The 21,674-nt window shown below is 64.8% G+C and carries 13 protein-coding genes, 4 tRNA genes and 1 other RNA gene; 7 read left to right on the forward strand and 11 right to left on the reverse strand.

The genetic code is table 11. From position 1 onward, the window contains the following. Window positions 1–19 precede the first annotated feature (19 nt). The 4 genes from recR to ACIGJG_RS10900 all read right to left on the reverse strand — a co-directional run bounded on the left by recR (window position 20) and on the right by ACIGJG_RS10900 (window position 5,866). Window positions 20–634 (reverse strand): recombination mediator RecR, encoded by a 615-nt coding sequence (recR, locus tag ACIGJG_RS10885; protein ID WP_011298271.1) that lies wholly within the window; start codon window positions 632–634, stop codon window positions 20–22. Between the two features lie 61 nt (window positions 635–695). Continuing rightward, complete coding sequence (locus ACIGJG_RS10890; protein ID WP_008647477.1) at window positions 696–1,022, reverse strand: YbaB/EbfC family nucleoid-associated protein; 327 nt, start codon at window positions 1,020–1,022, stop codon at window positions 696–698. A 65-nt stretch (window positions 1,023–1,087) separates the two neighbouring features. Next, window positions 1,088–3,280 carry a DNA polymerase III subunit gamma/tau gene (locus ACIGJG_RS10895; protein WP_011298272.1) on the reverse strand — a complete coding sequence of 731 codons (2,193 nt, stop codon included), beginning with the start codon at window positions 3,278–3,280 and terminating at the stop codon, window positions 1,088–1,090. A 99-nt stretch (window positions 3,281–3,379) separates the two neighbouring features. Beyond that, entirely contained in the window at window positions 3,380–5,866 is a 2,487-nt protein-coding gene (locus tag ACIGJG_RS10900) for an adenosylcobalamin-dependent ribonucleoside-diphosphate reductase (RefSeq protein ID WP_011298273.1), read from the reverse strand. 130 nt (window positions 5,867–5,996) lie between these two features. On the opposite strand from ACIGJG_RS10900, the gene ffs reads away from it, so the two are divergent. Further along, window positions 5,997–6,095: signal recognition particle sRNA small type (gene ffs, locus ACIGJG_RS10905), an RNA gene on the forward strand. A 217-nt stretch (window positions 6,096–6,312) separates the two neighbouring features. Here ffs and ACIGJG_RS10910 read toward each other — a convergent pair. From ACIGJG_RS10910 to ACIGJG_RS10920, 3 genes are all read right to left on the reverse strand, one after another. Beyond that, window positions 6,313–9,906, reverse strand: coding sequence for a UvrD-helicase domain-containing protein (locus tag ACIGJG_RS10910; protein ID WP_011298274.1), 3,594 nt, complete (start codon window positions 9,904–9,906; stop codon window positions 6,313–6,315). Further along, window positions 9,903–12,776, reverse strand: coding sequence for a PD-(D/E)XK nuclease family protein (locus ACIGJG_RS10915; protein WP_011298275.1), 2,874 nt, complete (start codon window positions 12,774–12,776; stop codon window positions 9,903–9,905). The genes ACIGJG_RS10910 and ACIGJG_RS10915 overlap by 4 nt, the downstream gene beginning before the upstream one ends. 170 nt (window positions 12,777–12,946) lie before the next feature. Then, entirely contained in the window at window positions 12,947–13,222 is a 276-nt protein-coding gene (locus ACIGJG_RS10920; protein ID WP_011298276.1) for a hypothetical protein, read from the reverse strand. Between the two features lie 425 nt (window positions 13,223–13,647). Here ACIGJG_RS10920 and trxA point away from each other — a divergent pair, with 425 nt between their 5' ends. The 6 genes from trxA to ACIGJG_RS10950 all read left to right on the forward strand — a co-directional run bounded on the left by trxA (window position 13,648) and on the right by ACIGJG_RS10950 (window position 20,214). Then, window positions 13,648–13,974: a thioredoxin TrxA gene (trxA, locus tag ACIGJG_RS10925; RefSeq protein WP_010814265.1), complete on the forward strand. Its 327-nt coding sequence runs from the start codon at window positions 13,648–13,650 to the stop codon at window positions 13,972–13,974. Between the two features lie 187 nt (window positions 13,975–14,161). Then, window positions 14,162–15,424: a transcription termination factor Rho gene (gene rho, locus ACIGJG_RS10930; RefSeq protein WP_011298277.1), complete on the forward strand. Its 1,263-nt coding sequence runs from the start codon at window positions 14,162–14,164 to the stop codon at window positions 15,422–15,424. 95 nt (window positions 15,425–15,519) lie between these two features. Continuing rightward, entirely contained in the window at window positions 15,520–16,377 is an 858-nt protein-coding gene (locus tag ACIGJG_RS10935; RefSeq protein ID WP_220630891.1) for a M90 family metallopeptidase, read from the forward strand. 174 nt (window positions 16,378–16,551) lie between these two features. Next, window positions 16,552–16,812: a type B 50S ribosomal protein L31 gene (locus tag ACIGJG_RS10940; protein ID WP_011298279.1), complete on the forward strand. Its 261-nt coding sequence runs from the start codon at window positions 16,552–16,554 to the stop codon at window positions 16,810–16,812. Between the two features lie 177 nt (window positions 16,813–16,989). Next, window positions 16,990–18,771 carry an ArnT family glycosyltransferase gene (locus ACIGJG_RS10945; RefSeq protein WP_011298280.1) on the forward strand — a complete coding sequence of 594 codons (1,782 nt, stop codon included), beginning with the start codon at window positions 16,990–16,992 and terminating at the stop codon, window positions 18,769–18,771. A gap of 90 nt (window positions 18,772–18,861) precedes the next feature. Beyond that, window positions 18,862–20,214 carry an MATE family efflux transporter gene (locus tag ACIGJG_RS10950; RefSeq protein ID WP_011298281.1) on the forward strand — a complete coding sequence of 451 codons (1,353 nt, stop codon included), beginning with the start codon at window positions 18,862–18,864 and terminating at the stop codon, window positions 20,212–20,214. 136 nt (window positions 20,215–20,350) lie between these two features. On the opposite strand, the gene ACIGJG_RS10955 is transcribed toward ACIGJG_RS10950, so the two are convergent. The 4 genes from ACIGJG_RS10955 to ACIGJG_RS10970 form a co-directional block, all read right to left on the reverse strand. Then, window positions 20,351–20,427, reverse strand: a tRNA-Asp gene (locus tag ACIGJG_RS10955). 68 nt (window positions 20,428–20,495) lie between these two features. Then, window positions 20,496–20,570, reverse strand: a tRNA-Glu gene (locus ACIGJG_RS10960). Window positions 20,571–20,678: 108 nt separating this feature from the next. Beyond that, a tRNA-Ala gene (locus ACIGJG_RS10965) sits at window positions 20,679–20,754 on the reverse strand. 816 nt (window positions 20,755–21,570) lie between these two features. Then, window positions 21,571–21,647 (reverse strand) — tRNA-Asp (locus tag ACIGJG_RS10970). Window positions 21,648–21,674 lie beyond the last annotated feature (27 nt).

A 21,674-nucleotide genomic window follows, 5' to 3' on the forward strand; every position in this document is an offset into this window, starting at 1 on the left:
GATGCGGAGTGCGCCAGCCTCAGAGATTGCGGCGGTCCATCACCGCGCGGGCAATGGTGCCGGCATCGACGTACTCGAGTTCGCCACCGACCGGCACGCCGCGTGCCAGGCGCGATACCTTGAGGCCGCGCGCCTTGAGCATCTCGCCGATGTAGTGCGCGGTGGCCTCGCCTTCGCTGGTGAAATTGGTCGCGACGATGACTTCGCCCACCGGCCCGCCCATCTCCGTATCGGTGGCTCGCGCGAGCAGGCGGTCCAGATGGATTTCCTTCGGGCCGATGCCGTCAAGCGGCGACAGCCGGCCCATCAGCACGAAATACTTGCCGCGATAGGTCAGCGTCTGCTCGATCATGATCTGGTCCGCCGGGGTTTCCACCACACACAGGATCGAACCGTCGCGCCGGTCATCGAGGCAGGTCTCACAGATTTCCTGCTCGGTGAACGTATTGCAGCGCGCGCAATGGCGGATATGGTCAGCCGCCCCGCGCAGTGCATCGCCGAGTTTGCGCGCGCCCTCGCGGTCGTGTTGCAGCAGGTGGTAGGCCATGCGCTGGGCGGACTTCGGACCCACGCCGGGCAGCACCCGCAGCGCCTCGATCAGCGCCTGCAGCGAGGTGGGCGGCGCAGCCTTCACGGCCGCCCTCCCACGTACCGCATGGACATTGCGCGCGTCTTGATCATGCCGTCGGCGTGCCTCAGAACGGCAGCTTGAAGCCCGGGGGCAGCGGCAGGCCCGAGGTCATCGAGCCCATCTTTTCCTGCGTGGTCGCCTCGGCCTTGCGCACGGCGTCGTTGAACGCGGCGGCAACCAGGTCTTCGAGCAGATCCTTGTCGTCGGCAAGCAGGCTCGGATCGATGGTGACGCGCTTCACGTCGTTCTTGCAGGTCATGACCACCTTCACGAGGCCGGCGCCGGACTGGCCCTCGACCTCGATCTGGGCGAGCTGCTCCTGCATCTTCTTCATGTTTTCCTGCATTTGCTGGGCTTGCTTCATCAGCCCGGCCAGTTGACCTTTCATCATGATGGAATGCTCCTGGATTCGATAGAAAGCGGTTGGAAGGCCGCGCCCCGCGCGGCCCGGAAAATTCAGGCCACGCGCGGCTGGATCGAGCCCGGCACGATCTGGCCGCCAAAGTCACGCAGCAGGCCTTGCACGAACGGGTCGGCTTCGATATTGGCCTCCGCCTCGCGCTGGCGCTCGGCACGGGCCTGCGCATCGGCCGCGGCGGCCGTCTCGGAGACCGCGCCGATTTCGCACTGCACGCGCACCGGCACACCGAAGTGGTCCGACAGCACTTGCTGCAGGCGCTCGGCAACGCCGTTTTCGCCGAGCGCCGCAACTGGAATACGCAGGTTGAAGGTACGCCCGACCACCTGGGTCAGTTCGCTCTGGTAGGCCAACTGCTGCGGCAGGCCCTTGAGCGGCAGGTTGGCGGCCAGCGTAGGCCACTCCCCCGTGAACACCGGCGGCGTACCGTCTTCCGCAGCTGCGGGCGGACGCGGCGGAACAGCCTTTGCCACAGGCCGCGGGCGGGGCGCCTCGGGGGCCGGAGCTTCCGGCTTCGACGCGCGCGCCGGCGCTGCTGCCTTCGTCGGCAGGCTCACGGGCTCGTTGTCATAGGGGCCAAAGACCGGCAGGTCAGGAGGCAGGTCTTCCCACGGAGGGATGTCGCTGCCGCCCGACGCCTCCCACGGCGGGGCACTTTCGGCTTGCGGGGCGGGCTTGCGGGCCGGTGCAGGCGCTGCGGCCGGCGGCACCGGCCTTGCCGTGGGCGCAGGCGCAGGGCGCGACGCGGCGGCGGCGGGTGCCGGCGCGCGCAGCGGCTGGGCCGGCTGGCGTGCGGCACCGCCTGCCGGGGTCGACATCGGCGCCGCGGCAAGCGCCCGGCCGCTACCACTACCACCGCCGCGAGCGGCAGAAGCCTGCCGCGCTGCCGCGAGGGCGGCCCGGGCAGGCGACATCGGTGCATCCCCACCAGCGTCCTGCCTGGCCGGCGCAGCCACCGCAGGGGCCTGCGCTGCCGGAGCGGGCGCAGGGGCAGGCGTCGGCGACGCAGCAGATTCCGCGTAGCGCGCCACGGGTTCAGCCACGACCGGCGCGGACGCTGCCACAGTACGGGCACGCGGCGTAGCGCCACCGCCCTGCCCCGGCGCTGATGCAGGCAGCGGTTCCGGCGTCGACGACGGGCGGAACGCCAGCATACGCAGCAGCGTCATGGTGAAACCAGCGTACTCGTCAGGCGCCAGCGCCAACTCGCTGCGGCCAAGGTTCGCGATCTGGTAGAAGAGCTGGACTTCCTGCGCATCGAACACGCCCGCCAGACGGCGCACATCGCCAGCTTCCGGCCATTCGTCCTGCACCGAAGCCGGTACGGCCTGGGCCAGTGCGATCTTGTGCAGCAGCGAGCCAAGGTCCTGCAGCGCGCCGGCGAACGACAGGCTGCGGTCGGCCATGGCGTCGGCAATGCCGATCAGCGCGGCGCCGTCCTCGGCTGCCAGCGCGTCGAGCAATTGCACGAGATAACCCTGGTCGATTGCGCCGAGCATGCCGCGCACGGCTTCCTCGGACACCTCGCCGGCGCTGTAGGCAATGGCCTGGTCGGTCAGCGACAGCGCGTCGCGCATCGAGCCGTGGGCCGCCTGGGCCAGCAGCCGCAGCGCATTGCCGTCATGGCCGATGCCTTCCTGCCCGAGGATATTGTCCAGGTGGGACACGATCTGCGCGGGCGGCATCTGCTTGAGATTGAACTGCAGGCAGCGCGACAACACCGTGACCGGAATCTTCTGCGGGTCGGTCGTGGCCAGGATGAACTTGACGTGGCCGGGCGGCTCCTCCAGCGTCTTCAGCATCGCGTTGAAGGCGTGGTTGGTCAGCATGTGCACTTCATCGATCATGTAGACCTTGAAGCGCCCCGCCGTCGGCGCGTACACCGCCTTGTCCAGCAGCTGCGCCATTTCGTCGACGCCGCGGTTCGAGGCCGCGTCCATCTCGATATAGTCGACGAAGCGGCCGCTATCGATTTCGGTGCATGCCTTGCACTGGCCGCACGGCTGCGCCGTGATGCCGCCGTTGCCGTCAGCACCGGTACAGTTGAGGGCCTTGGCCAGGATCCGGGACAGCGTGGTCTTGCCGACCCCGCGCGTGCCGGTGAACAGGTAGGCGTGGTGGAGCCGTTGCTGTTCCAGCGCGTGCGTGAGCGCGCGGACCACGTGCTCCTGGCCGACCAGCGTGGTGAAATCCCTGGGGCGCCATTTGCGCGCTAGAACTTGATAACTCATGCCGGCGATTGTAGCAAAAGGCGGGGCCGCGACGGCGGCCGCCACGGCAACCGCCGCCCCCGCCAGCCTTGGCGCCGACTGGGCTAGCGCCGGGCACGGTCAGCCGCACTCGCCCACGTATCCGCAGTTGGCGCACTTGGCGCAGCCGTCCACCTTGTGCAGGGCGTGCGCGCCACACTCCGGGCATGGTTTTCCGGTGCCGAGGGCCGGGTTGACAGGGGCAGCGGCGACCGTGTTGCCCTTCCCGCTCTCCGCCCCGGCGGCGCCATTCTCGCGGCGGGCCAGGCGCGCTGCCAGTTCGGCCACCGGCACCTGGATACCTTCGGCATCAAGAAAGCCGCGCTTGATCAGGATGCGCTGGAGCGCATAGCCGATGGCCGCCACCTCGGAATCATGGAAACGCGGCACCTCGGTGCCGTCCTGCCGCGCCAGCGTACCGTAGCGGACCGTGCCCTTGTCCCATACGACATTGCGCATGTCGGCCAGCGCCTTCGCCACCGAGCCGCCGGAGCGCGCCACCATGGACAACAGGCGCATGGTCGACGTGATCCACTGCTGCCCCTCGCTGCGCTGCCCGGCCGGCATGAAGAACTCGATCGGCCGCTCGATCTCGACCGGCTTGCCGTCCACCATGCCGCTGACCCGTATGAAGTTCACGGTCAGGTAGACGGTCTTGTGCCCCTCGTAGGTCATGTAGTCGAGCTTGGAAGTCACCCCTTCGAGGTCGCCCACGGGGCGGCTGCCATACGGCCGCACCAACGGGTCGTCAACGGTCGTCGCCGTCGAGGAGGCCGCGACAGCCGGCACACTGACCGACAACACTGCACCGAGCACGCTATTGGGCCGATAGGTCGCCAGCCCCTTGAGCCCGGCCTTCCAAGCCTCCAGATAGAGGTTCCGGAACGCCTCGTACGGGTAATCCTCCGGCACGTTGACGGTCTTGCTGATGCTGGTATCGATATACGGCTGCACGGCCTGCAGCATGCGCATATGGTCCAGCGCCGACATCTGCAGCGCCGTGACGAAGGCATCCGGCAACTTGTTCATGTCCGCACCCGTGTGACGGTAGCGCCGCCATGCGTGGTCGGCCACTTCGTACGTGCGGTACGTGTTGTCCGGCATGCGCTTCTTGCGCTGGTACGTCCACGAGAACGCCGGTTCGATGCCATTCGAAGCGTTGTCGGCAAAGGCCAGCGTGATGGTGCCGGTTGGCGCGATCGACAGCAGGTGCGAGTTGCGCAGGCCATTGCGCATAATCGCCTGGCGCACAGGCTCGGGCAGCCGGCTCGCAAAACCGCTTTGCAAATAGGCATCGGCGTCGAACAACGGGAAAGCGCCCTTCTCCGCAGCCAACTCCGTCGATGCAAGGTACGCCTCATCCCGCATGCGTTCGGCGATGCGAGCGGCCACCACCCGCGCCGGCTCGCTGTCGTAGCGCAGGCCAAGCATCACGAGCGCGCTGCCCAGGCCCAGAAAACCCAGCCCCACGCGGCGCTTGGCCTGCGCTTCAGCCTGTTGCTCGGGCAGCGGCCAGAAGGTCACGTCGAGCACGTTGTCCAGCATGCGCGTGGACACCCGGACGACTTCCGCGAACGCGTCGAAGTCGAAATCGCTGTCCGGCGTGAACGGCTGCCGCACGAAGCGCGTCAGGTCGATCGAGCCCAGGCAGCAGCAACCGTATGGCGGCAGCGGCTGCTCGGCACACGGATTGGTCGCTTCGATGGTCTCGCAGTAATAGAGGTTGTTGTCGGCGTTGATGCGGGACAGGAACAGGATGCCGGGCTCGGCATGGTCGTAGGTCGCATGCATGACCTGATCCCAGAGCAGGCGGGCAGGCATGCGCCGGTAGACCCACTGGCCGTCGTCGCGCCGGTAGGCGCCGCCGGCGATCAGGTCGGCACCGGGCTCGGCCTCGTGCACGAGTTCGACTTCCTCGTCACGCTCGACCGCGCGCATGAACTCGTCAGTAACGCCGATCGAAATATTGAAGTTGCTGAGATCGCCCTTGTCCTTGGCGTGAATAAAGCTCTCGATATCGGGGTGGTCGCAACGCAGCACGCCCATCTGCGCGCCGCGCCGTGCGCCGGCCGACTCGACCGTCGCGCACGACGCGTCGAACACCTTCATGAACGACACTGGGCCCGAAGCGCGCGAATGCGTCGCGCGCACCAGCGCACCGGCCGGCCGGATGGCCGAGAAGTCATAGCCGACGCCGCCGCCGCGCCGCATGGTTTCGGCTGCCTGCGCGACCGCCGTATAGATACTGGGCCTGCCACCGCGCGGCTCCGACACCGAATCGCCCACGGGCTGCACAAAGCAATTGATCAGCGTGGCCTGGATGCCGGTGCCCGCGGCCGAGTTGATGCGCCCAGCCGGCACAAAACCGCTCTCCTGCGCCCAAAGAAAACGCGCGGTCCAGCCTTCGCGCTGATCCTCCGTCTCGGCCTGCGCGAGTGCGCGCGCCACGCGCTTGCGCACGTCCGTGACGCTCTGCTCCTCGCCTTTGGCGTATTTCTCCAGCAGGACTTCGGTCGAGATTTCCTGCGGCGCCAGCGCGCCGCGCAGGATCTGGTCGTTTGCGTTCATGTCTTGGCTCACCATTCATGTCCGATTGGGCAGCCGGTATGCTCCAGCCACGGCAGGCAAACGCGCCTGCGCAAGATCAATCCGATGCAAGTTCGACGCAGTGCGCCACTCTGGGGTACAATAGCGGTCGGACGGGCCTCCTCGCATGGTGGCGCGGTCAACCTGGTCAGGTCGGGAACGAAGCAGCCATAGCCGTTTTCCACCAGTGCCGAGGGCCAGGCTCGTCCACCTCATTCCTTCCGCTTCCCCCTGCCTCGGTCCGGCTTCACGGGCTGTCCGGCAAAAAAATCCCCTACTTTTCTCAGGCCTTTCCGATACGTCGTCGATACGTCGTGCGTTCGTCCACGCAGGGCATCCCGTCACTGTAGTACAGCAACGCCACGGGCGCCGTCCTCGCCATTCTGCACCGATTCCGGCGAGATGGGAGGACGCGCCCGGCTCTGCTTTCAGAACAGCGAACCCTGCACTGGCTCCGCTGCCGGCACGGACAGCGCTTCGACGGGGATCCATTCCCCCTTCGCCGTGACCACCCCAGCGTCCACGCGCTTGCCGCGGAACATCGGCGTCACGGCCACCACGTAGCGCATGAGCTGGCTGCGGTAAGCGGCATGTTCCTGCGGCAGCAAACGCAGCTTGTAGTCGATGATGACGACCCTGTCGTCGAACTCCACCAGCCGGTCGATACGCAACAGGCGGCCGCGGCCATCGTACAGTTCGACCTCATTGCGCGCGGACACTGCGTCGGCGCTCCGTAGCAGCGGGAAAAGCGCCTCGGCCGACAGCATCGTGCGCACCGCCTCCACCGCCTCTTCGATCTGCGCCTGCCATGCCTGCTTCGCGCCTGGCGAGCCAGCGCCCGCAAGCGGAAACCAGCGCAGCACGGTTTCCACGTCCGGCACGGCATCAAACGCGTCCGGATAGCGTGTAATCCGCTCCAGCAACGCGTGGATCAGTTCCCCGTGGCGCGCCGCGGCGGCATTGAAGACGATGCCTTCGGTCTCGTCACCCGATGTCTCAAGCAGCGGCGCGTCCAAGTCGTCCGCATCTTCGGCAAACCGTGCCACGTCAGCCGCATCGCGATAGCGCAAGCGGAAATCCGTGAAGCGCACGGGCTCGCTCGCGCGGGAAACCGCTGGCACGTTGCCCGCTTCCACCGGAGGACGATCGGCCACGGCCGCGCCTACGCCGGCCGCCTGCAGCCTGACATACCAGCTTCCCGAAATCTCGCTGCCCGACTCCGCCTCGGCATTGCGGCTGGCGCGCCCCTTGACGCCGCTGACGAGCAGGCCTTGCTGGGCCCGCGTCATCGCCACGTAAAGCAGATTCCAGTTCTCCCGCTCGCCCAGCGCGGCCTCGGCTTCGAACAGCGGCGCTCGGGCCAGCCCGCGCTCGCTGCGCTTGCCATATGCGGAAAAATGCCGCGGCACCCGCGATTCCGGCGACCAGTCGATCAGGATGCCGCCGCGATCCGGTGCGGGATCGCTATGGTTCGCGTCCAGCAGCACGACGAACGGGGCCTCCAGGCCCTTGGCGGCATGGACGGTCAGGATATGCACCGCATCGAGCCCGGCCTGCGAAGGATCCTCATCAGTTGGCTCGGCATCTTCGGCCATGCCGCCTTCATCCGGGCTCTCCTGCTCGTCGCCGCGTCGGATTTCCTGCAACTCGTCGATGAACTTCGGCAGGCTCGGATAACGGCCGCCGTCGAGATCCAGCGACAGTTTCAGGAAGGCATCGAGGTTCGCCAGCACCTGCTCGCGGATGTCTGGCGGCGCGGCCTCGGCATAGCGCCGTCGCACTTCGCCGCCGTGGAAAATCTGGTCGATAAGATCGTGCACGGGCTGGTGCGGCGCGAGCCGCAACCAATGCCGCAGCCGCGCCACGCCATCGCGCACGGCGTCCGAGCATGATGCCGGAACACCGCTCGCCTCAATGCGCGTCCACCAGCCGCGCTCGCCTTCCAGCTGCGACAGCGCGATCAGGTCATCGTCCGTGGCGCCAACCAGCGGGCTCTTGAGCACGTGGGCGAGGTCCAGGTCCGACTCGGGCGTCATCAGGAATGCCAGCAGCGCCGACAGATCGAGCGCCTCCAGCGTAGCCAGCAGGCCGCCGCGGCGCGGGCTCAGGCACGGGATGCCGGCCTCGCGCAACGCGCGTTCGTAGTCGGCCAGATGGGTTTTGCGCCGGACCAGCAGGTGCATGTCGCTCCAGCGCGCTGGCCGCTGTTCGCCGCCTTCGTGCACGGGGACAGTGTCATGGATGTGCCGCAGCCATGCCGCTACGCGCCGGCCTTCTTCGAGGCGCAGCGAATCGCCCTCCTGCCGCCGCGGTTGCAGCAGCGTGTCGCGGTGGCCGACTTCGGATGTAGCGTCATCTGCCGATTCCGATGCGTTGGCGAGCGCCTCATCTCCTTTGTCCTCGGCCTCCACGAGAGGCAGCAACCAGACCGGCCCGCCCCCTTCCGGCAGCGCCGTGGTCTGCGTTTCGTAGAGCGGATATCGCCCCTCAGCACGCGCAGAGTCAAACACCGCATTGACCCATGCGAGCACTTCCGCGCGATTGCGCCGCGTGCGATTGGTGCGCAGCACAGTAGCGCCGAACTCCGCTTGCAGCATGGTGCTGGCCGCGCCAAACAGGCGCGCGTCGGCACGGCGGAACCGGTAGATCGACTGCTTCGGGTCCCCTACCAGGAACACCGTCGGGCGCTCGCCAAGACCTGCGTACCCGGCAAGCCAGCCTTGCAGGATGCGCCACTGCAGCGGGTTCGTGTCCTGGAATTCGTCGAGCAGCAGATGGCGGTAGCGCGCGTCGAGACGCACCTGCAGATAGGTGGCGGTTTCCTCGTCCGCCATCAGGCAGGCGGCCTGCCATTCGAGGTCGGCGAAATCCATCGCGCGCTGCTCGCTCTTGTACTGCTGGTAGCGTTCCAGCAGCGCATTGCCCAGCCGGTAGAGCGCAAGATTGACAGCCAGCACCGCGGCTTCGCAGCGTCTGGCGCTGATCTCTTCGAGCATCGCGCACAACTCGCCGTGCTCGGCCAACAGTGCATCCGCCTGCGATTCCCCGCCGGCCGACTTGACCAGCGCGCTGGTCCGGCGTAGCGAGCGCGCACTGCCCGCCGCCGTGAAGAACGCTGTGCGCAGCAGCGCAAACGCCTGCTCGCATGGCTTGCCGGACACCGCGCCGGCTTCGCGCCAATTGCCGATGGCGATCAACGCATCCTGGATGCGGCCCGCATGGGTCTGCTCTGTCTTGCCAGCCGTACCGAGCCGCGATGCCAGCGACTGGCACCGCTCCAGCGAGACTTCATCGCACAGGGCCTGCACAAGCACCTCGCCCTGCGCATCTTCTCCGAGGCACTCGGCCAGGGCCTCGGCCGGATCGCCGCCTTCGCGCATGGCCCACCATTCGCTGCGCGCGTGGAACATCGCATCAAGCAGGCCGCGCGCCTGGAATTCGCCGACCGCATCGACCAGCGCTTCATAAGCCTGCCTGAGTTCGGCGTACTTCGGCGTCGCCAGCGCGCGCCAGACTGGCGCCCAGGCTTCACGCTTCATGCGCAGCGCATCTTCGCGCAACGAAGCGCCCGGCACGACACCTGAGGCGAGCGGCGCGCCGCGCAGCAGCGTGCCGAACCAGCCGTGAAACGTGTCGATGGCCATGCGGCCCGGCGCGGCGAGTACCTGAGCGTGCAGGCGACGCGCGCGCGGCAGCGATTCATGGGCGGCCTGCGCGGTCATGCCACGCATGACAAGCGCTTCGACCACGGCCTCGTCGCTGTCGCGCGCGAGTTGTGCGAGCACTTCCAGCAGACGCTCGCGCATTTCCTCCGCGGCCTTGCGCGTGAAGGTAATCGCCAGAATTTCGTGCGGGGCGGCGCCGGCCAGCAGCAGGCGCACCAGACGTGCCACGAGCAGCCAGGTCTTTCCGCTGCCGGCGCAGGCCTCAACCACGACGGAACTGGCGGGATCGCAAGCGGCGCGGGTAAAATCGGCCTCGGCCACCGGCTGGCCGTCGCGCAGGTAGGCGTGAACTGTCATGTTGTCAGCGCTGGCACGGCGGTGGATTCCCAAAAGCCCTTGCGACACAGGCCGCGGGCACTGCAATACATACAGGCGGATGCGTCGCCGAACGCCGGCAGCCGCGCGCCTTCGCGCAGGCGCATGACGTCGTCGCGCAACTGCCGCTCGAGCCACGCAACGGCGGCGTCGAAATCAGGCAGGTCGACTTCGCGCTGCAGGCTGGCGGCGCCGTCGCGCACGCCCTCCAGCGCCACCCAGCTTCCGCCGACCGCATCCGCGCGCAACAGGCCATAGAACGGCAGCTGGCAGTCCTCCTCGACCTCGCTGGTCTTGCGCTTGAGGCGCGCGGCGCTCTGCGTCTTGTAGTCGAGCACGGCATGCGCGCCGCCCGGCCCCTGGTCGAGCCGGTCGATGCGCCCGTTCAAACGGATCGGCTTGCCGTCCGGCATGGGCAGGTCCACGCCGGCGTCGATTTCGCCGCCCCGCCAGAACCATCCTTGCGCTTCGCGCTCGGTCTGCCAGGTCACGTAGGACGGCAGGACTTCACACCAACGCCGGTAGTAACCGATGGCATTGCCGTCCTCGGCCATCAGTGCGCCAAAGACGTCGTCCGAGATTTCGCGCAGCCGGTCAAGGCGCTCCGCCTCCGGCACCGTCTCGCCGCGCTCACGGCGCGCCAGCAGTTCGCGATGGTAGCGCAGCAGCACGCGGTGCAGCAGCTCGCCGATATCGCGTTTCTCGAGATCATCGCTGACAGCGTCAAGCCCGGCCAGGCCCAGCATGCGGCCGGCGAAGAATTGATACGGGCAGCGCCGCAGCATGTTGTAGGCCTGCGCGCTCCAGCGTGCCGGCACCAGCTGGGGTGCTGCCGGTGCGGGCATGCCCTGCGTTTCGGCGAAGGTCTGATGAACCAGCGGTGCCATGCTGGCTTCAATGGCGACACCAGCGCGCGCGCAGCATGCGGAAAGGCGCTCGATCCAGCCGGATACGTGCTTGGGCTCGCCGCGGCCGCCCAGGCGCTGCCAGGTCAGCACCACGTCGTCGTTGTTAAGCAGGACTTCGGCTAGGTCGCGCGCCTGCTGCGCAAAGCGTGACTCGCGGTCCTCGAGCTGCAGTTCGCGGCGCATCTGGTTGGAAAAGAACATCAGTTCCGCAGCACTCGACGGCAGTTGCGCGTCATCGCAGCCCACCACCACCACGCCGTCGAAACGGCGCATGCGTGCGCCGTTCAGCGGCAAGATGGTGATGCGCGCCGCGCTTGCCGCCGATGGCTCCTTGTACGCCACGGACTCCAGCAAGGCCGACAGCATCGCGCGGAACTCGGCCTGGCTCAGCGTGGCGTGCGAACTGGTTTCATCCGAAGGCAAGTCCTGCAAGCGCGCGAGTGCATCGAGCAATTGCCGACCGGCTTCATCGGCAGCGAGCGCGGCGCGCATGCCGAGCGCGTCAAGCGTGCCGTCCAGGCAACCGAGCCACATCGACAACGGATGCTGCGCGAGGCCACGCGGCCAGCGTGCCGCCTCGTCAGCAAGGATGGTGAGCAGCTCGCCCGCACTGCGGCGCACTGCCTCGGCGCGCTTGATTTCGGTGTCGTCAGCATCGGCGTCGGCCAACGCAGCGGGCAATGCGCGCGGCAGATGGCGCAGCCGGTCCCAACCGCCACTGACATTGTCGCGGCGGACCTGGCGCTCGATCAGCGCGATGGCGGCACCGCGGTCCGGGAAATCGGGCAGGCAGAACGGACTTTTCAGCAAGTCGAGCAGCGCGGCGGTGTCGCCATCGCGCACGAGCAGGTCGAACCAGCGCATCAGTGCCGCGGCCGCACGCGTGGTCGACAGCTTCCAGCCGGTCTCGTCCCGCACCGGTGCACCGGCGCGCGCCAGCAAAGCACGCACGCGCCTGGCCACGACGCGGTCGTGTGCGACCAGCGCGATATTGCGGCGCCCGGCGTTGAGCCATTGCACGAGCTGGTCCGCCGCAGCGGCCGCTTCATCCTCGAAACGGGCGGTACCGATGACGCGGATAGCCGGGCGCCCTTCGGGCAATGTGGGCAACGCTGGCGTGAATGCCGGGGCGTCGGCGGCATCGGAGATCCGTGCCTCGGGCCACAGCGAGATCAGAGTGTCATACCAGCCCGGCTCTTGGGCTTCGGCGGCGCCAGACCAGTCGTAGCCGATCTCCAGCACTGGCACGAGCTCGTCGGCATCACGCAGGAAGGCGCCTTCGATAGGCGTCGGCGGCGTCGGGGCGATCCATACGACCGGCCCGGACAGTTGCTGCGCGAGCCGGCGCAGCGCACGCCGGCGCGATGGCAGCGGATCGTCGGGTCCCGACAGCGCCTGCCAGAACGCGAGCACGATGCGCGACTCCTCGCCCAGCATCCGCTCGGACAGGTGCGCATAGGTACGTTCGAGCGCCCCCTGCAGCAGCGCCGCGCGGTCAGTGCCATCCATGGCTTCGCCGTCGCTCACGGCGACGTCTTCGAGCCAGCGCGTATTGAGTTCGTCGCAGATCGACAGCAGCGTCTGCGCGAGGCCCCACGCGGCAGATTCCGTCTGGGCGCCAAACGATCGCCTGAGCCAGTCCTGCGCGCGCACGGCCTGCTGCACGGCCAGCAGCCTCGCGGCATGGCTGCGCACCGGCGCGCCTTCAGGCGGCAGGTCGAGCAGCCAGTGGCCGAGCGTGAGCACGCGCGGCAGCAGCCGCGGCTGGCCGGCGGCGCGCGCTGCAGCATCGAGCGCCATGCGTACGCCGGGGATCTGCGCCGCCGTGGGAACGATCACGTGCGCGCCCGCTTCGGACACACCGCAGCGGTCAAGGAAAAACCAGGCAGCCGCAGCTGCCTGGTCGAGGAAATCCGGGCCGGGACGAAAGCGCAGCGGCGTCATGGGCGCACCTGCCGCGTGCTACGCGGCCTGCGTGGAGAAAAGGGATACGACAACGAAGGAAAAAACAACGGCAATGGCAAAAACAACAAAATCCCCATGGTCCCCGCCGCAAATGTCGGCGGCGGCTCTGTACAAAAGCCCGGGATCTGCGCGGTCGGGTACGGGCTGGCTCAGTGCGGGCCGCCTTCGATCCGCGCGCGGATTTCGCGAGCGGTTTCCAGCAGGCCTTCGTAGCCAGAACGGGCGTGTTCGGGCAGATCCGGGTCGCCGACCAGCGTGCCAAGGGTCTCGATGATGCTGTACACCAGCCCCTTGGCTGCGCCGCTGGCAATGCTGTTGGTCTCGACCGCGCTGCTGATGTGATCCAGCGCGTCGCTCAGGTGTTCCACATCCGGGGACGGCTGTCCGGCGTCGGGCTCTGTGGGCTTGCGGGAATCGGGAGTCATGTCGATGGCCTTGTCGATGGCGCATGGCGCGCAGGAAGTGCTGCCCTTCCATTCTACGCGTGCGGCCTGCGCATCAGGCACATATGCGGGCAAATCCGGCGCCAGCTGTCGATTCTGACATATGCCGTATGAATCACATCTACGATTGACGGAATCTCTTGGCATCATTGAAACAAGCATTCATGTAAATGCGGGATTCAAGGCAGAATATCCCCACGCCGACGATTTTCCGGAAGGTTTTGAGCCCCTTGCAGACGGGCGCTTGAAAATCCGCAAACTGGTACCATATCCGCGAAACAGAGGCGACCGAGGCCCTGCCGAATCCCGCCGGAGTGCCTCAGGCGAATTCGGGGATTCTCGTGTAAGGTAACGGTTCGGCCATTCCCAGCCATTGACAAACTGAGCGAAACCAGAGGTTTTCCGCCATGAGTGAACAAATCAAGTATGTGAGCGACGCCTCGTTCGATGCCGACGTCCTCCAGTCCGACAAGCCGGTCCTGCTCGACTTCTGGGCGGAATGGTGCGGCCCGTGCAAGATGATCGCCCCGATCCTGGACGAAGTGGCCAAGGACTATGGCGACAAGCTGCAGATCGCCAAGATCAACGTCGATGAGAACCAGCAAGTGCCGGCCAAGTTTGGCATCCGCGGCATCCCGACGCTGATCCTGTTCAAGAACGGCGCGGTGGCGGCCCAGAAGGTCGGCGCACTGTCCAAGTCGCAACTGACGGCGTTCCTCGACGGCAACCTGTAAGCGATTGCCTGCCGGAGCCCTGACGACGCGGGCTCCGGGTTTCCCACGATCCGATGTGCGTGCGCCACGTCCTGGCGCGCCGGTCGGATTGTGCTAAGATGCCACCAACAACTTCCCCGAGCGTTCGCTCATTTCTTCCCCCTTCCCTCTAGGTCTCGCCCGTCCGGGCCTTCTGTACCCTTTGTCTATGCACCTGACAGAACTCAAATCGCTTCACGTGTCTGCGCTTCTCGAAATGGCGGCAACGCTCGAGATCGACAACGCACAGCGGATGCGCAAACAGGAACTCATGTTTGCGATCCTGAAGAAGCGCGCCAAGATGGGCGAAACCATCTACGGAGACGGCACCCTGGAAGTTTTGCCAGACGGCTTCGGTTTCCTGCGCTCGCCGGAAACGTCGTACCTGGCCAGCACGGACGATATCTATATCAGCCCGTCGCAGATCCGCCGCTTCAACCTGCATACCGGCGATTCGATCGAAGGTGAAGTCCGCACGCCGAAGGACGGCGAGCGCTACTTCGCACTGGTCAAGGTCGACAAGGTCAACGGCAATCCGCCGGAAGCGGTCAAGAACCGCATCATGTTCGAGAACCTGACGCCGCTGCATCCGAACCGGCCGCTCCAGCTCGAACGCGACATCAAGGCGGAAGAAAACATCACCGGCCGGATCATCGACATGATCGCGCCGATTGGCCGCGGCCAGCGCGCACTGCTAGTGGCCTCGCCGAAGTCCGGCAAGACCGTGATGCTGCAGCATATTGCGCACGCCATTGCCAACAATCATCCGGAAGCCGACCTGTTCGTGCTGCTGATCGACGAGCGCCCGGAAGAAGTGACCGAAATGCAGCGCTCGGTGCGCGGCGAAGTGGTCGCCTCCACGTTCGACGAACCGGCCATCCGCCACGTCCAGGTGGCCGAAATGGTGATCGAGAAGGCCAAGCGCCTGGTCGAACTGAAGCGCGACGTGGTGATCCTGCTGGACTCCATTACGCGTCTGGCCCGCGCCTACAACACCGTGGTGCCGGCCTCCGGCAAGGTGCTGACCGGTGGTGTCGACGCCAACGCGCTGCAACGCCCGAAGCGTTTCTTCGGTGCCGCGCGTAACCTGGAAGAAGGGGGTTCGCTGACCATCATCGCCACCGCGCTAATCGAAACCGGCAGTCGCATGGATGACGTGATCTACGAAGAGTTCAAGGGCACCGGCAATATGGAAGTGCACCTGGAACGCCGACTCGCCGAAAAGCGTGTCTATCCGTCGATCAACCTGAACAAGTCCAGCACGCGCCGCGAAGAACTGCTGATCAAGCCGGACATCCTCCAGAAGATCTGGATCCTGCGCAAGTTCATCTCGGACATGGACGAAGTGCAGGCGATGGAATTCATCCTGGACAAGATGAAAGCGACGAAGAACAACGCAGAGTTTTTCGATATGATGCGCAGAGGCGGCTAAGCCTCGGCATCTTCGCCCTGCGAACAAAAGGCGTGCCGCGGCACGCCTTTTTGTTTTTTGTCGTGTGGCCCGCGGCAACGTTGCCCCCTAGCACCATGCTCGGCAAACTGACCCAATTCCTGCGCACCCGCTCGAAAGCCCGCAAGCTGGAGCACTACGCGATTCCCGATGCGCTGTGGGACCACACCGTGTCGGCACTGCCGTTCGTCCAGCGCTACCCGGAAGATGATCGGCGTGCACTGCGTGAACTCGCCACGCTCTTCATCGCCGAAAAGGAATATTCGACCGCGCACGAACTGCCGCTGAGCGACGACATGGTCGTCAGTGTCGCCGTGCAGGCATGCGTTCCCATCCTCCGGCTTGGCATCGAGTGGTATCGCGGCTGGCATGGCATCGTGCTGTACCCGGGCGAATTCATCATCCGGCGTACGGTGGAAGACGAGATCGGTCTCGTGCATGGCATCGTCGAAGAGGCGAGCGGCGAAGCCTGGGAACACGGCCCGGTCATCCTGTCCTGGCCCGACGTCGAATCCCCAGGCGGGGGGCTCGATACCGAGCACGACGTTCCCGCAGACACGTACAACGTTGTCATCCATGAATTCGCCCACAAGCTCGACATGCTCGACGGCGAGCCGGACGGCGTGCCGCCGTTCTCGCGGGTGTTGCACCCTGGCGTCGATGCCGAAGCGTGGGCCGAGACATTCCTGACTGAATACGACCGTTTCGCGGAGACCTGGGACCGGCATCCGGTCGAAGCCTGGGAACACCCCGAGCGCTTGCCGGCCGCCTTGCGGCTGATCGACCCGTACGGCTGCGAGGCACCGAGCGAGTTCTTTGCAGTGACGGCCGAAGCATTTTTTGTCGAGCCCGTGGGCCTGAAGCGCCACTGGCCGGTGGTGTACCAATGCCTCGCAACGTTCTTCCGGCAGGACCCGGCTGGAACTTCCGCATAGCCAGCGCCGACGAGCAGGAGACGGTCGGCCGCGAATTGTGGTTGCGCTTCCCCAAGCCATTGTTTTTCTGCCATAATTCCGGTTTGCCCGTAATCGGCAAGTGGTTCGTTGGCCGCCGCGGCATTGTGCCGGCAGCGCGCAGCGGACTGGCTACCCAACCAGTAAGGAATCACCATGAAAGAAGGCATCCACCCGAATTACCGCGAAGTCGTGTTCCAGGACATGTCCTGCGACTTCAGCTTCATTACGCGTTCGACCATCCAGACCAAAGACACGATCGTGAAGGACGGCAAGGAATACCCGCTGGCCAAGATCGAAGTCTCGTCGGAATCGCACCCGTTCTACACCGGCACCCAGAAGATCATGGACACGGCCGGCCGCGTCGAGAAGTTCCGCCAGAAGTTCGGCAGCAAGCTGGGCAAGGTTGCGAAGTAATCGCTCCGGCGAACTTCCGTTTGCGTGGTGCCTGGGGACGGATGTTCCGGTACCGTGCAAACCCGCAAAAGAGGCAGCCGCGGCTGCCTCTTTGCATTTTTACCCTCTGTCATGACAATAGCGCCGCCGTTTCGCTTGCGGCAGCGGCTCGCGCCGCATTGCTGACCCGACCCGCCGATGCGTGAAGCCAAGACTTCCCCCGTCCAGTTGACTGCCGCCGCAACCGGTGCGCTGCCCCGCGTCCTGCTGCTGGCCATCTGTCTCATCTACGGGCTGACCGGCCTGTTCGACCGCGACCCATGGAAGAACGAGGATGCGGCCGGGTTCGGCGTGATGTGGCAGCTTGCAACGGGCGGCGTGCATGACTGGCTGATGCCGAACATCGCCGGGCGCCCGTTCACCGAAGACGGGCCGCTGGTGTTCTGGATCGGTGCCGCCATGATCCGCTTGTTCGGCGGCTGGCTCGGCGCCCCCGATGCGTCGCGCCTGGCCACGGCGCTGTGCTTCTTCGCCACCTGCGCCTTTATCTGGTACACGACTTACCTGCTCGGACGCCGCGACGAGGTCCAGCCCTTTGCTTATGCCTTCGGCGGACAACCGAGCGCGCGCGACTATGGCCGCACGCTCGCCGACGGTGCGCTGCTCGTGTTCCTGGCCTGTGTCGGCCTGGCTGTCCGCGGCCATGAAACGACCGCCCAGGTCGGCCAGGTCGCGCTGATCGCGATGATCCTGTACGCGCTGGTCCGCAGCCTGGACAAGCCCGTGCAGGGCAGCCTGTTGTTCGGCATTGGCCTCGGGGCCCTGACGCTCGCCAGCGGCCCCATCCTGCCGCTGGCCTTGCTGCTTGCGGGCGCGGTCTGCGCGGCGATCTGCGCTCAGCTCTCCTGGCGGCGCCTGGCCGCGATTGGCCTGCCCATGGCGCTCGTGATCGTCGCGGCGTGGTTGGCGGCTGCCTATTTCAGCGTGGCAGACCGGACTGAAGCGGTGAGCTACATCCGCGAGTGGGCACGCTATGACCGCCGCAGCTACGGCGCGCCGAACATGCAGACCTTCGGCTTCAACATGCGCAACTTGTTCCTGTATGCGTGGCCGGTCTGGCCGATCGCAGGCTGGGCCTGGGTTGCCTGGGCCGGCATGCGCCGCGCCCCGCATGTGGCGCTGCCGCTCGCACTGTTGTTGCCGACACTGGTGTTGCTGTTCCTGCAGACCAACGCCAGCGACGTGCAATTCATCCTGCTGCTGCCGCCGATGGCGATTCTCGGTGCCTTTGCGCTGCCGACGCTCGCGCGCGGCGTGATCAACGCGATCGACTGGTTCGCCCTGCTGTTCTTCACCATCTTCGGCGGCACGGTGTGGTTCCTGTGGATCGCCAAGACGACAGGATGGCCGCCGCGCATCGCCCGCAACGTGTTCCGGCAGTTGCCCGGCTTCCAGCACCACTTCACGCTTTCCGCGGTCATCTTCGCGCTGCTCGCGACGGTGGCGTGGGTGCTGGTGGTACGCTGGCGCCTGTCGCGCGCGCCCAAGCAGATCTGGCGCCCCGTCGTGATTTCCGCAGCCGGCACCACGCTGATGTGGGTCATGGCCATGACGCTGTGGCTGCCGTCGATCAATTACGGCAAGACTTACCGTGATGTCGTCGAAGCCGCGTCCATGGCGCTGCCGTCGACCTATGAATGCGTGCAGCCGATCCGCATGGGCAATGCGCAGCTCGCTTCGTTCGCCTACTTTGGACATTTCCGCTTCGGTGGCCCCGAGGATGGCTGCGACATCCTGCTGCGGCACGACAGCGCCGATTACGGCGAGCCGAGCAAGATCTCGCATTTCGAATGGCGGCTGATCTGGGAAGGCCGCCGCCCGGCCGACCGTGACGAACGTTTCCGGATGTATCGCCTGGTCGATACTTCGCACGCCACGCACACACGCCCTGAACTGCCGCGGCGCCGTCTGCCCCAGTAACCCTGAACCCTCCTGCCGGCGGCATGGCTGGCGGCCGCGCCGCCGCTGCCGGCTGACTTATGCGCTCTCTCGCGCTCGTATGAATCCGGCATGAACCTGCTCCACGATCTGCGGCGCATCGCCCATCTTGCCGCACCAGTTTTGGTTGGCCAGCTAGCCGTTATAGCGTTCGGCGTCATGGACACGGTCATGGCCGGTCGCGCGTCGGCCAGCGACCTCGCAGCGGTCGGCCTCGGCGGCTCGATCTATATCACCGTCTACATCAGCCTGATGGGCGTCCTGCAGGCGCTAGCGCCGATTGCCGGCCAGCTATATGGCGCGGGACGCAGCGACGAGATCGGCAGCGAAGTCCGGCAAGCCGCGTGGCTCGGGTTGGCGCTATCCGTCCCTGGCGTCCTGCTGCTCGCCTTCCCGGAACCGCTGCTTGCCTTCGCCAAGGCGCCACCGGAATTGGTCGGCAAGGCGAGCCAGTATCTGCATATCGGCGCGTTCGGCCTGCCCGCCGCGCTGGGCTTTCGCATCTATTCGGCGCTCAACAATGCGCTGTCGCGCCCGGTCATGGTGACAATGCTGCAGATCGTCGGCCTGGCCCTGAAGGTGCCGCTCAATGCGTGGTTTATCAACGGTGGCTTCGGCGTGCCGGCCATGGGCGGCCCCGGCTGCGCGCTCGCTTCGACATTGATCAGCTGGACCTGGTGCATCGCGGGGCTACTGATCCTGCGCTACAGCGCGGTCTATCGGTCCCTGAAGATTTTCTCGGCCTGGAGCTGGCCCGTGGCCACACAGTTGCGGGCACTGTTGCGGCTGGGCGTGCCGATGGGGCTGACTTACCTGATCGAGATCACATCGTTCACGCTGATGTCCATTTTCATCACGCGCATGGGCACCGTCATGCTTGCCGGACACCAGATCATCGCCAACCTGGGTGCCGTGGCCTACATGCTGCCACTTTCGCTGGCCATCGCCACCTCGACGCTGGTTGCCCAGTCGATTGGCGCGCGCGACATGGCTGGCGCCAGCCGCCTCGCGTGGCGCGGCATCTGCCTGGCAGCAGCCTTGGCCATGTTGACCGGCTGCCTGCTATGGCTGCTGAGGGAGACTGTGCTGCACGCTTATACGAAGGATGGTGCTGTCGTGGCCGCGGCACTGCCACTGGTGCTGTTTATCGCCTTCTATCAGGCTTTTGATGCCGTCCAGGTCATGACGGCCTTTATCCTGCGCGCCTACAAAATTGCGCTGATTCCGACGCTGATTTACGCCGGTTCGTTGTGGGGCATCGGAATTGGTGGGGGGTATGTGCTGGGATTCGGGCTGATCGATACCCTGCCCCCGTTCACGCGCGGCGCCTCCGGCTTCTGGATCGCCAACAGCGCGAGCCTGGCAGTGGCCGGCTTTTTCCTGGTTCGGTATTTCATGCGTATCAGTGCAGCGGAACGGCACTGAGCATTATTGGGCGGGTATTGGCTCTCTGCCCGGATGGAGAGTGAATGGCCCGCGCTATTGGCACTGATCCGGTATTTGATATTGAGCCAAGTACAAAAGAAAAAACCCACATGGCATTAACCATGTGGGTTTAGTTTGGCGGAGTGGACGGGACTCGAACCCGCGACCCCCGGCGTGACAGGCCGGTATTCTAACCGACTGAACTACCACTCCTTAGTCGGCTGCTACCTCGAGCTTCGCTCGACGCAGCATATTCAGGCATTTGATTACGCCCGATGTTATGGCGTCCCCTAGGGGATCGAACCCCTGTACTCACCGTGAAAGGGTGATGTCCTAGGCCTCTAGACGAAGGGGACAGAAACTTGTCTCTCAACACGTTCCGTCTCGCGCTGATTAGTCCGCTATTCTAACAAACTTCTCTGCGCTTTGGAAGCATCTTTTTTACTGCGATGCTTCCTGAATTCTGGTGGAGCTAAGCGGGATCGAACCGCTGACCTCTTGCATGCCATGCAAGCGCTCTCCCAGCTGAGCTATAGCCCCGTATTACGGCATTTACTTCGCGGCACTTCGCACTGCATTTACTTCGCTACTGCATTTACTTCGCTACTGCATTTACTTCGCTACTGCATTTACTTCGCTACTGCATTTACTTCGCTACTGCATTTACTTCGCTACTGCATTTACTTCGCTACTGCATTTACTTCGCTACTGCATTTACTTTCGCTACTGCATTTACTTCGCTACTGCATTTACTTCGCTACTGCATTTACTTCGCTACTGCATTTACTTCGCTACTGCATTTACTTCGCTACTGCATTTACTTCGCTACTGCATTTACTTCGCTACTGCATTTACTTCGCTACTGCATTTACTTCGCTACTGCATTTACTTCGCTACTGCATTTACTTCGCTACTGCATTTACTTTCGCTACTGCATTTACTTCGCTACTGCATTTACTTCGCTACTGCATTTGCATTTACTTCGCTACTGCATTTACTTCGCTACTGCATTTACTTCGCTACTGCATTTACTTCGCTACTGCATTTACTTCGCTACTGCATTTACTTCGCTACTGCATTTACTTCGCTACTGCATTTACTTCGCTACTGCATTTACTTCGCTACTGCATTTACTTCGCTACTGCATTTACTTCGCTACTGCATTTCTTTCGCTACTGCATTTACTTCGCTACTGCATTTCACCGTCTTCGGTATTAACACCGCGTTCAGCGAATAAAAGGATTATATACAGCTTCGATATAAACCGCAACAGTTATTTGCCATTACGGTGATTATCAGATAATCCTCTCACTTATAAGAAAAAACCCACATGGCATTAACCATGTGGGTTTAGTTTGGCGGAGTGGACGGGACTCGAACCCGCGACCCCCGGCGTGACAGGCCGGTATTCTAACCGACTGAACTACCACTCCTTAGTCGGCTGCTACCTCGAGCTTCGC

It is taken from the genome of Cupriavidus sp. C1SS-2L, from assembly GCF_057073735.1.